This is a genomic window from Acidovorax sp. SUPP3334 (genome assembly GCF_030159055.1).
In the GTDB taxonomy this organism is placed as follows: domain Bacteria; phylum Pseudomonadota; class Gammaproteobacteria; order Burkholderiales; family Burkholderiaceae_C; genus Paracidovorax.
Genome location: NZ_BQXQ01000007.1, coordinates 25,074 through 39,722 on the forward strand (window position 1 = coordinate 25,074; position 14,649 = coordinate 39,722).

At 65.1% G+C, this 14,649-nt stretch carries 9 protein-coding genes; 6 read left to right on the top strand and 3 right to left on the bottom strand.

All coding sequences use genetic code 11. The features are described from left to right. Nucleotides 1-62: 62 nt before the first annotated feature. The gene (locus AVHM3334_RS05220; RefSeq protein ID WP_284410247.1) at nucleotides 63-851 is read right to left on the bottom strand and encodes a PP2C family protein-serine/threonine phosphatase; all 789 of its coding nucleotides are present in this window, start codon (nucleotides 849-851) and stop codon (nucleotides 63-65) included. A gap of 200 nt (nucleotides 852-1,051) precedes the next feature. Between AVHM3334_RS05220 and yoaA the strand changes: the two genes are divergently transcribed. After that, nucleotides 1,052-3,157, top strand: a complete 2,106-nt coding sequence (gene yoaA / locus AVHM3334_RS05225) for a DNA repair helicase YoaA (protein ID WP_284410468.1) — start codon at nucleotides 1,052-1,054, stop codon at nucleotides 3,155-3,157. On the opposite strand, the gene AVHM3334_RS05230 is transcribed toward yoaA, so the two are convergent. Continuing rightward, nucleotides 3,120-3,917 carry an outer membrane protein assembly factor BamD gene (locus AVHM3334_RS05230; RefSeq protein WP_284410249.1) on the bottom strand — a complete coding sequence of 266 codons (798 nt, stop codon included), beginning with the start codon at nucleotides 3,915-3,917 and terminating at the stop codon, nucleotides 3,120-3,122. The two genes, yoaA and AVHM3334_RS05230, sit on opposite strands and share 38 nt — an antisense overlap. Before the next feature lie 186 nt (nucleotides 3,918-4,103). Here AVHM3334_RS05230 and dnaE point away from each other — a divergent pair, with 186 nt between their 5' ends. From dnaE to clpA, 3 genes are all read left to right on the top strand, one after another. After that, nucleotides 4,104-7,652, top strand: a complete 3,549-nt coding sequence (gene dnaE, locus AVHM3334_RS05235) for a DNA polymerase III subunit alpha (protein ID WP_284410251.1) — start codon at nucleotides 4,104-4,106, stop codon at nucleotides 7,650-7,652. A 67-nt stretch (nucleotides 7,653-7,719) separates the two neighbouring features. Beyond that, a complete protein-coding gene (gene clpS / locus AVHM3334_RS05240; protein WP_272563803.1) occupies nucleotides 7,720-8,088 on the top strand; it encodes an ATP-dependent Clp protease adapter ClpS in 369 nt (122 codons plus the stop codon). 57 nt (nucleotides 8,089-8,145) lie between these two features. Continuing rightward, a complete protein-coding gene (clpA, locus tag AVHM3334_RS05245; protein WP_284410253.1) occupies nucleotides 8,146-10,494 on the top strand; it encodes an ATP-dependent Clp protease ATP-binding subunit ClpA in 2,349 nt (782 codons plus the stop codon). Between the two features lie 136 nt (nucleotides 10,495-10,630). Here the strand turns inward: clpA and AVHM3334_RS05250 are convergent, their stop codons facing one another. Beyond that, on the bottom strand, nucleotides 10,631-12,028 hold the full coding sequence (locus AVHM3334_RS05250; RefSeq protein WP_284410255.1) for a lytic murein transglycosylase: 1,398 nt from the start codon (nucleotides 12,026-12,028) through the stop codon (nucleotides 10,631-10,633). Between the two features lie 61 nt (nucleotides 12,029-12,089). On the opposite strand from AVHM3334_RS05250, the gene sbcB reads away from it, so the two are divergent. Together sbcB and AVHM3334_RS05260 are read left to right on the top strand one after the other, a co-directional pair. Further along, nucleotides 12,090-13,526, top strand: coding sequence for an exodeoxyribonuclease I (sbcB, locus tag AVHM3334_RS05255; protein ID WP_284410256.1), 1,437 nt, complete (start codon nucleotides 12,090-12,092; stop codon nucleotides 13,524-13,526). Nucleotides 13,527-13,549: 23 nt separating this feature from the next. Beyond that, entirely contained in the window at nucleotides 13,550-14,470 is a 921-nt protein-coding gene (locus tag AVHM3334_RS05260) for an NAD-dependent protein deacetylase (RefSeq protein ID WP_284410257.1), read from the top strand. Nucleotides 14,471-14,649: the final 179 nt, after the last annotated feature.

Consider the following 14,649-nt stretch of genomic DNA (forward strand, 5'->3'; position numbering starts at 1 on the left):
GGGTACCGCGGGCCAGGCCAGGCTGACTGCGCGCCAGGGGGCTCGCCCTCAGGCGTTGATGATCAGCGCACCAGCCGGGCAGGCTTCTTTTCTTCGGTCAATGCTTCGATTTTCACGATCGCGAGGGAGAGGTTGTCGCCGCCGCCACGCGCCCGTGACCGCGCTTTTTCGATGAGAAATTCGGTCGCTTCGCGCGGTGACAGCGAGTCCACCACCGAGGCCAATTCGGTGGGCGAAAAATAGTGCCAGACCCCGTCGCTGCAGGCCAGCAGCACGTCTCCCGGCAACAGCTGCGGAATCATGTGCTGCGTCACCGGGGGATCGCTCTCGGTGCCCAGGCACCCCACCAGGATGTTGGAATGCGGATGGGTGTTGGCTTCAGCTTCGGTGATTTCTCCGCGGTCCACCAGCGCCTGCACGTAGGAATGGTCGCTGGTGCGAAAGGCCAGCCGCGCGCCCTGGAAGTGATAAATGCGCGAGTCGCCTGCATGCGCCCAGTGGCAGTCGCCGCGCGGATTGATGATGAAAGCCGCCACGGTGCTGTGCGGCTCCTGCTCGGCGGAGATGGCGGTGAGCCGGATCACGATGTGGGCTTCTTCCACCATGTGCTTGAGCATTGCGGCGGTGTCGTCGCTGTCCGGCGAATACCGCTCGAACCACTGGCGGGCCGTGAGCATCACCTGATCGGAGGCCTTGCGCCCGCCGCTGCGGCCTCCCATGCCGTCCGCCAACACGCCCAGCACGCAGCCGTTGTAGCGGGGATGGGCGATCAGCGCTACCTGGTCTTGCTGGTATTCGCGGTCGCCCTTGTGGATGCCGGTTGACGCAGTGAGGCGAAACGGTTTGGTCATGGCGGGGATCGTGTGGGGCTGGGAGCCGCGGGCCGGGCGAAGGGGCGGGTGAGCACGTATTATCGGGCGCCCCGTGGCGGTTTTGCCATGCGACGCGCCCTCAGCGTTCTTTCCTTGCCCTGCCTTTCTTTCTCTTTGCCATGCCGCAATCCCACGGAGTGGGCGGTGCCGATTGCCTGGCGATGCAACGCCTGACCGGCATGGAGTTGCCTCGCATCGAATCACTGGTCCACGGCGTGCAGGCGGCGTTCGCGCCGGGCGGCGTGCTCACGCTGGCACACGAGCGCTTCAAGCCGCGTGCCGGTCAGACCGAAATGGCTGTCGCGGTGGCGCAGACCATCGAGCAGGGCGGTTCGCTGGTGGTGGAAGCGGGCACAGGCGTCGGCAAAACGTTCTCTTACCTGGTGCCCGCTTTGCTCAGCGGTGAGCGGGTGCTGGTGTCTACCGCCACCAAGGCCTTGCAGGATCAGCTCTTCGCACGGGATCTGCCGCGCCTGGTGGACGCCTTCGCGCTGCCCGTCCGCACGGCCTTGCTGAAGGGCCGGGCCAGTTATCTCTGCCTGCACCGGATGGAGCTGGCACGGCAGGACGGCGCAGCGCACGATGCCTCCGTGGCCCGCGTTCTGGCCCGCGTGGAGACCTGGTCGCAGAGCACCGTGAGCGGCGATCTGGCCGAACTGCCGGGCCTGGACGAGCGTTCGCCCGTGATTCCACTGGTGACCTCCACCCGGGAGAACTGCCTGGGTTCTCCGTGCCCGCGTTTTCGGGCCTGCCACGTGCATCGCGCCCGGAGCGAGGCGCTTGCTGCCGACGTTGTGGTGATCAACCACCATCTCTTTTTTGCCGATCAGGCCATACGCGATTCCGGCATGGCCGAGCTGTTGCCCACGGTGCGCGTCGTCATCTTCGACGAAGCGCACCAGTTGAACGAGACTGGCGTTCAGTTCATGGGGCGACAGGCGTCCACCGCACAGCTTCTGGATTTTTCCCGCGATGTGATGGCTGCCGGGTTGCAGTTCGCGCGTGGGCTGGTGGATTGGCTGACGATCGCGGCTGCGCTGGACCGGGCTGCCCGTGATCTGCGGCTGGCGGTCGGCCGTGTGGCTGCCGGTGCCCGGCTGCGCTGGACTGACGAAGTTCCCGACGGGGTAGAACCCGGCGAATGGCATGCGGCCATGCGCCAGGTGGTGGGCGCTTGCCGCGCCGCGCTGGCGGCATTGGATTCGGTCAGCGAAATCGCACCAGACTTCGTGCGCCTGCACGGTCGCGCCGTGCAACTCATGGAGCGCATGGATGGCTTTTCACAGGCCTGCAATCAGGATGCGGTGCGATGGGTGGATGTATCGGCTGCATTGCGCCTGGTGGAAGCACCGCTGGACATCGCAGGTCCGATGCGGTCTTTGTGGCATCTGCCGACCGGCGAATCGACGAGAGACGGCGAACCCGATGCCCAGGCCGACGCATCGGCCTGGGAGGAGCCTGCGGCAGAAAGAGCCCCGCAGGGCAAGCCCCGCGCCTGGATCTTTACCTCTGCCACGCTGGGCGACGACGCGACCCTGCGCTGGTTCACCGAACCCTGTGGCCTGCAGGACGCGCGCGTTCTGACGGTGGAGAGCCCGTTCGACTATGCATCGCAAGCGGCCTTCTACGTGCCGCGGGAGTTGCCCAAGCCTGCGGACCCCGCGCACAGCGTGGCACTGGCGGCCTGGGTGGGCGAAGCGGTCCAGGTGCTGGGTGGTCGCACCTTGGTGCTCACCACCACGCTCAAGGCCCTGCGCATCATCGGCGAGGCGCTTGAGGCGCGGTTTGCCGCAGCGCCTGGCATCGAAGTGCTCGTACAGGGCCAATGGCCGAAGCGGCGTTTGATGGAGCGCTTTCGCGAAGGTGCTTCGGAGGGGCGGGCCGGGTGCGTGCTGGTCGCATCCGCCTCGTTCTGGGAGGGCTTCGATGTGCCGGGTGAGGCGCTTCAACTGGTCGTGATCGACAAGCTGCCATTTCCGCCGCCGGGTGACCCGCTGGTAGAAGCACGGTCTCAGCGGCTGGAGCAGGCCAAGCGCAGTGCGTTCCGCTATTTCTCGCTGCCGGAGGCGGCGATTGCCCTCAAGCAGGGCGCAGGACGGTTGATTCGCAGCGAAACCGACCGGGGCGTGCTCGTGGTGGCGGACACCCGGTTGGTCGATATGGGGTATGGCAAGCGCTTGCTGGCAGCGCTGCCCCCGATGCGGCGCCTTCAGTCGGCGCAGGAATTCGATGCAGCCCTGAGCGCGCTCACCACACCTTCCACCATGGTTCCGCCTTGGCCTTGATGCCTTCGCGGTTCAGTTCGCTCTGGGGGTAGGAGCTGACCATGACGCGCTGCGCGTCGTCCCGCAGCTGGATCATGCCCAACGCGTCGTAGGACTTCACCAGGATGTACAGGGCTTCTTCGAGCGCAGGCACTTCCTTGTAGTCGGCCAAGGCGATCTGTGCACGGCTGATAGCGGCCACATAGGCGCCGCGCTCGTAGTAGTAGCGGGCCACGTGCACTTCATACTGCGCCAGGGAGTTGACGATGTAGGTCATGCGCTGGCGCGAATCCTGGGCATAGCGCGAGTCTGGAAACCGCGTGGTGAGTTCGCGGAAGGACTCGAAGGAGTCCTTGGCGGCTTTCTGGTCGCGCTCGGAGAGGTCCTGGCGCGACAGCCAGGAGAACAGCCCCAGGTTGTCATTGAAGTTGACCAAGCCCTTCAGGTACAGGGCGTAGTCGTAAGCAGGGCTGGCAGGGTGCAGCTTCATGAAGCGGTCCAGCGTGGCGATGGCCTGGGCTTTTTCACCCGCCTTGTACTGGGCGTAAGCTTTTTCCAGCTGCGCCTGCTGGGCCAAAGGCGTTCCTGCAGCACGGCCTTCCAGTTTTTCCAGCAAAGGCACGGCCTTGTCGAAGCCGCCACTGTTGAGTTCGTCGCGGGCTTCGGAGTAAATGCGATTGGGGCTCCAGCCGGCGGTCTTGTCTTCGGGGGTGCTGGAGCAGCCCGCCATCAGGCCGGCGGCCAGCAGGACGGACAACAGGGGCAGGGGAAAACGCGGCATGAAGGCAGCTTTCAGGCAATAGAAGGGCATCGGTTCCCGCTTCCGATCGACAAGCCGCCTGGGCCACAGGGGCTCGGGCGGCGATCGGGCAGGAGACGGATTGTACCGGCGCGCTGGCCGCCAGCCCGAACGCAACTCCGGGGCTCTGGCGCGGGACGGGTGGCCAGCATTCCTACAATACCCGCCATGTTTGTTCATTTGCGCCTGCACACCGAATTTTCCGTCGTCGACGGCACCAATCGCATCGACGAGGTAGCCAAGGCAGCTGCCAAAGACGGCCAGCCTGCCCTGGCGATCACCGACCTCAACAACCTTTTCGGCGCCATCAAGTTTTACAAGGAAGCGCGTGGCAAAGGCGTGAAGCCGGTGCTGGGCGCCGAAGTGTTCCTGGAGCCCGAAGAGCCCGGCAATCCGCCGTCCCGCATCATCCTGCTCGTGCAGGGCAAGCAGGGCTATCTGAACCTGTCGGAACTGCTCGCCCGTGCGTGGACGCGCAACGTGGTGAAGAACCAGCCCCTTTGCACCTGGGCCTGGATTGAAGAGTTGGGGGAAGGCCTCATCGCCTTGGCAGGTGCACAGGCCGGCCCGGTGGGCCAGGCGATCGTGAAGGGCGACGATGCGGGCGCTGCGCGCCTGGCCTTGCGTTTGGCAGGTCTGTTTCCGCACCGTTTCTACCTTGAAATCCAGCGGGCAGGTCGGGCCGACGACGAGGCGCACGTGATCTCGGCCGTGCAACTGGCCGCACGGTTGAATCTTCCGGTGGTGGCGACCCATCCCGTGCAGTTCGCGACCGCCGACGACTACGAAGCCCATGAGGCTCGGGTCTGCATTTCCGAGGGCGAAATCCTGGGCAACCAGCGGCGGGTGCGCAAGTTCACGCGAGAGCAGTACTTCAAATCGAGCGCGCAGATGGAGGCGCTGTTCGCCGACGTTCCGTCCGCGATTGCCAATACGCTGGAAATCGCCAAGCGTTGCAACCTCACGCTGGTGCTGGGTAAGCCGCAGTTGCCGGACTTTCCCACGCCGGGCGGCATGCCCATCGACGAGTATTTCCGGGTGGCTTCGCTGCAGGGCCTGGAAGAGCGGCTGGCGCACCTGTACCGCAAGGAGGCGGAGCGCGACAAGGAGCGGCCGCGCTATCTGGAGCGGCTGGAGTTCGAGATCAACACCATCCTGAAGATGGGATTCCCGGGCTATTTCCTGATCGTGGGGGACTTCATCCAGTGGGCCAAGAACAACGGCTGTCCGGTGGGGCCGGGCCGGGGCTCTGGCGCGGGCTCATTGGTGGCCTATGCGCTCAAGATCACCGATCTCGACCCGCTGCAATACAACCTGCTGTTCGAGCGGTTCCTGAACCCCGAGCGGGTGTCGATGCCCGACTTCGACATCGACTTCTGCCAGTCCAACCGCGACCGGGTCATCGACTACGTGAAGGACAAGTACGGCAAGGATGCCGTGAGCCAGATCGCCACGTTCGGAACCATGGCTGCAAAGGCGGCGATCCGCGATGTGGGCCGTGTGATGGACATGAGCTACACGTTCTGCGACGGCATCTCCAAGCTCGTGCCGGGCAAGCCCGGCATGTCGTACACGCTGCAATACCCCCCCAATCCGAAAAAGGAGGGTGACAAGAACAACTACGCGCTGGAGCTGGAGCCGCTGCTGGCCGAGCGCGTGCAGAAGGAAGAAGACGTCAAGACCATCATCGAGATGGCGCAAAAGCTGGAAGGCATGACCCGCAACATCGGCATGCATGCCGGCGGTGTGCTCATCGCACCGGGCAAACTCACCGATTTTTGTCCGCTCTACCAGCAGCCGGGCAGCGATTCTGCCGTGAGCCAGTACGACAAGGACGATGTGGAGGCCATCGGCCTGGTGAAGTTCGACTTCTTGGGCCTTGCCACCCTGACCATCCTGGAGATCGCCAAGGAATTCATCGTCAAGCGCCACAAGGGCCAGGAAAACTTCACGTTCGAGAACATTCCGCTGGACGATGCTCGCACCTACCAGTTGTTCTCCGACGGCAAAACCGAAGCCGTGTTCCAGTTCGAAAGCCGCGGCATGCAGGGCATGCTCAAGGAAGCCCGGCCCAGCCGCCTGGAGGACCTGATCGCCTTGAACGCGCTGTACCGGCCAGGCCCGATGGACCTGATTCCCAGCTTCGTGAACCGCAAGCACGGCAAGGAAGTGGTGGAGTATCCGCATCCGCTGGTCGAGAAGGTGCTGTCTGAAACCTACGGGATCATGGTGTACCAGGAGCAGGTGATGCAGACCGCCCAGGTGCTGGGCGGCTATTCGCTCGGCGGCGCGGACATGCTGCGGCGGGCCATGGGCAAGAAAAAGGCCGAAGAGATGGCCGAGCACCGCGAGATATTCCGCGCGGGCGCCGCCAAGCAGAACATCGGCCAGGAGAAGGCCGACGAAGTTTTCGACCTGATGGAGAAGTTCGCGGGGTACGGCTTCAACAAGTCGCACGCAGCCGCCTACTCGCTGCTGGCCTATCAGACCGGCTGGCTCAAGGTGCACTACACGGCCGAGTTCTTCTGCGCCAACATGACGGTGGAAATGGACGACACCGACAAGCTCAAGGTGCTGTTCGAGGACGCCATCAAGAACTTCGGCCTGTCGTTCGAGCCGCCGGACGTGAACCGGGGCATGTACCGGTTCGAGCCCGTGACCGACAAGGTCATCCGTTACGGCCTGGGCGCCATCAAGGGCACGGGCCAGCAGGCCATCGAAGCCATCATCGCCGCCAGGGAAGGGCGGGGCGCAGGGCCGCGAGGCGATACGAAAGGTCCGTTCACGAGCCTGTTCGATTTCTGCGTGCGCGTGGACCGCACTCGCCTGAACAAGCGCACGCTGGAGGCGCTGATCAAGGCGGGCGCCTTCGACGCCATGAACATGAACCGGGCTTCGCTCGCCGCGTCGATCGACCGGGCGTTCGATTTCGCCAACGCCACGCTGGCCAATGCCAACCAGGGCGGTTTGTTCGACATGATGGGCGAGGACGTCCACGGCTCCAGCACGCAAGAGCCCGAGCTGGTGGAAATGACCCCGTGGGGCGTCAAAGAGCGCCTCACGATGGAAAAGACCGCAGTGGGCTTTTACCTGTCCGGCCACCTGTTCGATGAGGTCGCCAGCGAAGTGCGCCGCTTCGTGCGCACCCAGATCGACGAGCTGCTCGACAGCCGCGAGCCACAGATCCTGGCCGGCATCATCAGCGACTTCAGGGTGATCAATGGCCAGCGCGGGCGGCTGGCCCTGTTCAAGCTGGACGACAAGTCCGCCACCATCGAAGCTTCGGCCGACGAGAACGTCGTCAATGCGCACCGCGACATGCTCAAGGACGACGAGTTCGTGGTCATGAGCGGGCGCCTTCAGCTCGACCATTTCAGCGGTGGCCTTCGGGTGAAGGTGCAGCAGGTGTGGGATCTGGCGGGGGCCCGGGCCAAATTCGGCCGGTATCTGCAGGTCGCCATCGGCGACACCGCACCCGATGTACAGCGGCTGGTGCGCGAGTTCCCTCCGCGCCGCCAGGAAACCGAGCAGGGCGAGGTCCTGGTCCACGGCCTGCGGGTGCGAATGGGGGTCCGGTGCAAGGGAGGGCCGGGCCAGGCGACGGCCGAATTGCAGTTGGGCGAGGGCAGCCGGTTCTTTCCGTCCGATGCCGCTTTGGCTGCATGGAGCGCGCAAGCCGGCACGGGTTCGGTCAATGTCGTGTATGACGCAGGCTGAAGGCTTGAAACACCGTTGGGTGATCACTACATGGGAGAGGCTGCGGCGATCGCCGTGGCTCGGTAGAATGAAATCCATGGCAACTAAACCACCTTCCCCCACCCCCGCTCCGCCCACCAGGACGCCAGCGCGGGACGACGGCGGTTCGGTCGTGCTCGAACGGCGCACGCAAAAGACCCAGCCGCCACAGATGTTTCAGGTGGTCATGCTCAATGATGACTTCACGCCGATGGAATTCGTCATCGTCGTGCTGCAGGAATTCTTCAGCAAAGACCGGGAAGCCGCCACGCAGATCATGCTGAAAATCCATTTGGACGGCAAAGGCGTATGTGGGGTGTATTCCCGCGACGTCGCGGCGACCAAGGTGGAGCAGGTGCGCGAGGCGGCCCACAAAGCGGGGCATCCGCTGCAATGCCTCAGTGAGCCTGTTGAATAAACGGCCTTTGGTCCCGATCTACAGTAATCCCTTCCACGCAAGCACAAAGGAGTTCACATGATTGCCCAGGAACTGGAAGTCAGCTTGCACATGGCCTTTGTCGAGGCCCGCCAGCAGCGCCACGAGTTCATTACCGTGGAGCATCTGTTGCTTGCACTGCTCGATAATCCCAGCGCAGCCGAAGTGCTGCGCGCATGCTCGGCCAATATCGATGATCTGCGTTCATCGCTGGCCAACTTCATCAAAGACAACACGCCTCAGGTCGCCGGCACGGACGAGGTGGACACGCAACCCACGCTGGGTTTCCAGCGCGTGATCCAGCGCGCCATCATGCACGTGCAGTCCACCGGCAACGGCAAGAAGGAAGTCACCGGCGCGAACGTGCTGGTGGCGATCTTCGGCGAAAAAGATTCGCATGCGGTTTACTACCTGCACCAGCAGGGCGTGACGCGGCTGGATGTGGTCAATTTCATTGCCCACGGCATCAAGAAGGGCGAACCGCCAGAACCCGCCAAGCCTGAAAACCAGGCCGAGGGCGAAGAGGGCGGTGGTGGCGAACGCAACGAAAAGGCCTCGCCGCTCGAGCAGTACACGCAGAACCTCAACCAGGCGGCCAAGGACGGCAAGATCGATCCGCTGATCGGGCGCCACTACGAGGTGGAGCGCACGATCCAGATCCTGTGCCGTCGCCGCAAGAACAACCCGCTGCTGGTGGGTGAGGCCGGCGTGGGCAAGACGGCCATTGCCGAGGGCCTGGCCTGGCGCATCACGCAGAACGACGTGCCGGAAATCCTGGCCGAAGCGGTGGTGTACTCGCTCGACATGGGTGCGCTGCTGGCGGGCACCAAGTACCGGGGTGATTTCGAGCAGCGTCTGAAGGGCGTGCTCAAGTCGCTCAAGGACAAGCCCAACGCCGTGCTGTTCATCGACGAAATCCACACGCTGATCGGCGCTGGCGCTGCTTCGGGCGGCACGCTGGACGCCTCCAACCTGCTCAAGCCGGCGCTCTCCAGCGGCCAGCTCAAGTGCATCGGTGCGACCACGTTCACCGAGTACCGCGGCATCTTCGAAAAAGACGCGGCCCTGTCGCGGCGCTTCCAGAAGGTGGACGTGGTGGAGCCCACCGTGCAGGAAACGGTGGACATCCTCAAGGGTCTCAAGTCCCGATTTGAGGAACACCACAGCGTGAAGTACGCGGCTGCGGCGCTGCAGGCAGCGGCCGAGCTGTCGGCCAAGTACATCAACGACCGCCATCTGCCCGACAAGGCCATCGATGTGATCGACGAGGCCGGTGCGGCCCAGCGCATCCAGGTTGCCAGCAAGCGCAAGAAGACCATCGGCAAGGCCGAGATCGAGGAAATCGTGGCGAAGATCGCGCGCATTCCGCCCGCGAACGTCTCCAACGACGACCGCAGCAAGCTGCAGACGATCGAACGCGACCTCAAGAGCGTTGTCTTCGGCCAGGACAAGGCGCTGGAGGTGCTCGCGTCCGCAGTGAAGATGGCGCGCTCCGGCCTGGGCAAGGGCGACAAGCCGATCGGTTCGTTCCTGTTCAGCGGCCCGACTGGCGTCGGCAAGACCGAAGCGGCCAAGCAGCTCGCCTACATCATGGGCATCGAGTTGATCCGCTTCGACATGTCCGAATACATGGAACGACATGCGGTAAGCCGCCTGATCGGCGCGCCTCCGGGTTACGTCGGTTTCGACCAGGGCGGCCTGCTGACCGAGGCCGTCACGAAGAAGCCGCACTCCGTGCTGCTGCTCGATGAGATCGAGAAGGCGCACCCGGACATCTTCAACGTGCTGCTGCAGGTGATGGACCACGGCACGCTGACCGACAACAACGGGCGCAAGGCCGACTTCCGCAACGTCATCGTCATCATGACGACGAATGCGGGGGCCGAAACCATGAACAAGGCCACCATCGGGTTCACGAACCCGCGGCAGGCAGGCGATGAAATGGGCGACATCAAGCGCCTGTTCACGCCCGAGTTCCGCAACCGGCTGGATGCCATCGTGAACTTCAAGGCGCTGGACGAGCAGATCATCCTGCGCGTGGTGGACAAGTTCCTGCTGCAGCTCGAAACCCAGTTGGCCGAGAAGAAGGTGGAGGTGACCTTCACCGACACCTTGCGCAAGCACCTGGCCAAGAAGGGGTTTGATCCGCTGATGGGTGCCCGCCCGATGCAGCGCCTGATCCAGGACACCATCCGCCGTGCGCTGGCCGACGAACTGTTGTTCGGACGACTGACCGAAGGGGGCCGCCTGACGGTGGACATCGAGGTGAAGACGGACGACAAAGGCGTGGAAACGCCCGACGTGTTGCTCGATATTCAGCCGCTGCCCAAGAGGGAGCGCTCTGCGAAGTCGGAACCCGCCGAGCCGGAAGAGGCCACCACCGACTGACCGCCAGTGCCACGGCTGCCGGTGGCCGATGTGTTCAATCGTTCAATAAAAAACCCGCGTTCGTCGCGGGTTTTTTAATTGGCGTCCGGGCGGATGCTTTGCCTTCATGAAGGCACCGGCAATTCCCAGCCGCTCATCAAGGCGCTGTCAGGCGTTGCAGGAGTTCCAGGGTGGGATAGCCATCGGCGATGGCACCGATGCTCTGCTGGTACTGGCGCAGGCCGCCCCGTGTGGCAGGCCCCATCACGCCATCCGGCGTTCCGGTGGCGAACCCGCGCTGGTTCAGCGCCGTCTGCAGGTCCTTGACCTGGCTGCGCGACAGCGGCTGCAGATCCCGTGGCCATGGGGCGACCACGCCGTTACCGCCTTCGATCTGCCGCGCCAGCAACCCCACGGCCAGCGCGTAATTCACGGAGTTGTTGTAGCGCAGGATGCTGCGGAAGTTGTCGCCCACCAGGAATGCGGGCCCCCGCGCACCCGCTGGGGCGATGACGGAGGCCGCGCCCAGGTCCGGCAATGGCTGGCGGTCGATGGTAACGACCCCTTCGCTCGCCCACTGGGCTGCCGATTGTCGGACCGTGGTTTCGGCACGTGCGTGATCGAAGCCGGGGGGCAGTTGCACCTCGACCCCCCATGGCTGGCCCGTGCGCCAGCCGGAGTTGGCCAGGTAGTTGGCCGTGGACGAGGCGACGTCGGGAATGCTGCCCCAGATGTCGCGGCGGCCATCGCCATCGGCATCGACGGCATAGGCGAGGAACGCCGAAGGCAGGAACTGCGTGTGTCCCATGGCACCGGCCCAGGAGCCGATCATCCGCTCGGCGGCGATGTCGCCCTGGTCGAGGATGCGCAGCGCTGCCATCAGTTCGGTGCGCGCCCATTGGGCCCGGCGGCCTTCGAAACCGAGGGTCGCCAGCGCATCGACCGCACGGAAGGTGCCGAAGTTGCTGCCGTAGTTGCTTTCAATGCCCCAGATGGCCGTGATGATCGATGCGGGCACGCCATACCGCGCAGCCGCCGCTTGCAGCGGCGCTGCGTACTCGGCCAGCTTGGCCTGGCCCTGGGCGATGCTCTGGGCTGAGACGGCACTGTCGAGGTAGGCCCACGGCGTGCGGGTGAACTCGGGTTGCGCGCGGTCCAGTTCGATTACGCGCTGTTGCAATTGGGCGCCTGCCAATGCGGCCTGCACGGTCTCGGGGCGAATGCCCGCGGCCAGCGCCTCTTGGGTGAATGCCGCAATCCAGGCGGTGAAGCCGGCCTGCTCGGCGGCCGCCTCCTCAGGCGTGGGGGGCGCAGCGGTGGGGGGCACCACCGGCGCGGCCGGTTCGGTGGGAGGTACAGGGGCGGGTTGCGGCTGGGGCACCGGAACTGCGGCCGGTGGAGCGGTTGGCAGCGCCTGCGGTCCCTGGGCGCGGGGCTCCGAGGCGCAGCTGGCCAAAGCCAGCGCGGCGATGAGAGGCGCCAACCAGGTCGCTGCCGTGGGGCCGCGGTGGGGATGGAGGGGACGGGGCGAGGATGGGGCAAGGCGTCGGTGCATGCCTCATTATCCGGCGCCCCGGCATACTTGCGGGCTTTGGTGTTACTGGCTGCACGATTTCATGCATACCTTTTTCTGGCACGACTACGAAACTTTTGGCGCCAACACGCGCCGTGACCGGCCTGCGCAATTCGCCGGCATTCGCACCGATGCGCAGCTGAACGAAATCGGCGAGCCGCTGATGGTCTACTGCCGTCCCGCGCCCGACTACCTGCCCGATCCCGAGTCGTGCCTGATCACCGGCATCACGCCGCAACTGGCGCTGGAGCGTGGTCTGCCGGAGCATGAATTCGCCGCCCGTATCGAGGCCGAACTGGCATTGCCCGGCACCATCGGGGTCGGCTACAACACCATTCGGTTCGACGACGAAATCACGCGCTTCATGTTCTGGCGCAACCTGATGGACCCGTATGCCCGCGAATGGCAGAACCAGTGCGGCCGCTGGGATCTGCTCGACGTAGTGCGCATGTGCTACGCGCTGAGGCCCGACGGCATCGTCTGGCCAAAGAAGGAAGACGGTTCCCCCAGCTTCAAGCTGGAGCACCTGTCCAAGGCCAATGGCCTGGTGCACGAGGCAGCGCACGATGCGCTGTCCGACGTTCGCGCCACCATCGCGCTGGCGCGGCTGATCCGCGATCGCCAGCCCAAGCTGTTCGAGTTCGCGCTCGGGCTGCACAAGAAGGACCGCGTCGCTGCCGAACTGCGCTTGCCGGCAACGGCAGAAACGGCGCGGCCGTTTCTGCACATCTCGGGCATGTTCTCTGCCGAGCGCGGCTGTGTGGCGGTCATGTGGCCGCTGGCCAGCCACCCGACCAACAAGAACGAGTTGATCGCCTGGGACCTGGCCCACGACCCGTCGGAGTTGGCCCTGCTGGGCGCCGATGCGATCCGCGAGCGCCTGTTCAGCCGGACGGATGCCCTGCCTGAAGGCGTGGCGCGTCTGCCCATCAAGACCGTGCATTTGAACAAGTCGCCGATGGTGGTGGGCAACGTCAACACCCTCACGGCGCAAATGGCCGAGCGCTGGTCCATCGACCTGGAGCGGGCGGCCGGCCACGCCGAGGTGGCGCGCGACCTGCCCGACATGAGCGCCATTTGGGCCAGCGTGTTTACCCGCCCGCAAGAAGCCGCGCCCGACGTGGATCAGGACCTGTACGGCGGCTTCTTGGGCAATGAGGATCGGCGCCGACTGAACCGCCTGCGCACCCTGCCGCCCGAAGCACTGGCTGCGGCCAAGACAGGCTTTGACGATGAGCGGCTGGAAGAGCTGGTGTGGCGCTACCGTGCGCGCAATTTTCCGCACACGCTGGATGCGGCGGACCAGGAACGCTGGGAAACCCATCGCGTGGCCTGCCTGATGGAAGGCTCTGGCGGCGCACTCACCTTCGACGAACTGTTCGCGCGGCTGGACCAGCTGGGAGCCGAAGCCGATGAGCGGGGAGAAGAAATCCTGGGTGCCCTGTACGACTACGCTGAGAGCATTGCGCCGGCGATGTGAACGCAAGCTTGAATCGAAAACCGATGTCCCTGACCCCACCCCGAGATCCCGGTGCGGCGCCTGCACCCTCTGCCAGCGCGGTTGAGCCGACGTCATCTGCGAGCGGTTTGCCTGCGCTGGTGGCGTTCATGGCCGCGCACCCCCGGGTGTTCGTGCTGACTGGCGCAGGCTGCAGCACCGCGGCAGGCATACCGGACTACCGCGATGGCAACGGGGACTGGAAGCGCCCACCTCCGCTCACCTATCAGGCATTCATGGGCGACGTCGCCACGCGGCAGCGCTACTGGGCCCGCAGCTTCATCGGCTGGCGCGTGATGGGCCGCGCACAGCCTGCCGCAGCACACCACGCACTGGCGTCACTGGAGGCGGCAGGGCGGGTGGAGATGCTGCTCACCCAGAACGTGGACGGCTTGCACACAGCGGCCGGAAGCCGGCAAACCATCGACCTGCATGGCCGCATCGACACCGTTCGCTGCATGGCCTGCGAAGCCCGCATGCCCCGCGCGCAGTTGCAGGCAGAACTGCTGCGCCGCAATCCGGATTGGGCCGCGCTGCAGGCGCAGGCCGCACCCGACGGCGATGCCGACCTGGAACTGCAGGATTTCAGTGCGTTCGACGTGCCGCCGTGTCCCCGCTGCGGCACCGGCGTATTGAAGCCCGACGTGGTCTTCTTCGGCGAAAGCGTGCCGCGCGAGCGGGTGCAGGCCGCGCGCGATGCGTTGCTGCGGGCCGATGCCATGCTAGTGGCTGGTTCCTCGCTCATGGTGTATTCGGGGTTTCGCTTCGTTCAGATGGCGGTGGACGCAGGCAAGCCGGTGGCCGCCGTCAACTGGGGGCGCACGCGGGCCGATCCCCTGCTGTCGCTCAAGGTGGAGCACGAGGTCGGAGCGGTGCTCGGCGCCTTGGCCCACGCGCTGGGCGCGCCGTCCCTCGGGGCGGGTTGAGCCTTCTCCCGCGTTTGCGCGGTAGGGTCTGGCGGCGCAGTGCTCGCTGCGCCCGGCCGCCCGATGGGCCTCCAGGGTTTTGGGGAGCGACGGCGAAAGCCGTTGGTGCTAAGGTGCCAGCCGCAAGCACCCCGGCACCCCGGCACGCCAGCCATGCCGGGCGACGACTGAGCCCCAAG

Bases quoted from the DNA above. Each gene is read 5' to 3' on its own strand.
- AVHM3334_RS05220 (WP_284410247.1), bottom strand. From the start codon at position 851: ATGACCAAACCGTTTCGCCTCACTGCGTCAACCGGCATCCACAAGGGC.
- yoaA (WP_284410468.1), top strand. From the start codon at position 1,052: ATGGAGTTGCCTCGCATCGAATCACTGGTCCACGGCGTGCAGGCGGCG.
- AVHM3334_RS05230 (WP_284410249.1), bottom strand. From the start codon at position 3,917: ATGCCGCGTTTTCCCCTGCCCCTGTTGTCCGTCCTGCTGGCCGCCGGC.
- dnaE (WP_284410251.1), top strand. From the start codon at position 4,104: ATGTTTGTTCATTTGCGCCTGCACACCGAATTTTCCGTCGTCGACGGC.
- clpS (WP_272563803.1), top strand. From the start codon at position 7,720: ATGAAATCCATGGCAACTAAACCACCTTCCCCCACCCCCGCTCCGCCC.
- clpA (WP_284410253.1), top strand. From the start codon at position 8,146: ATGATTGCCCAGGAACTGGAAGTCAGCTTGCACATGGCCTTTGTCGAG.
- AVHM3334_RS05250 (WP_284410255.1), bottom strand. From the start codon at position 12,028: ATGCACCGACGCCTTGCCCCATCCTCGCCCCGTCCCCTCCATCCCCAC.
- sbcB (WP_284410256.1), top strand. From the start codon at position 12,090: ATGCATACCTTTTTCTGGCACGACTACGAAACTTTTGGCGCCAACACG.
- AVHM3334_RS05260 (WP_284410257.1), top strand. From the start codon at position 13,550: ATGTCCCTGACCCCACCCCGAGATCCCGGTGCGGCGCCTGCACCCTCT.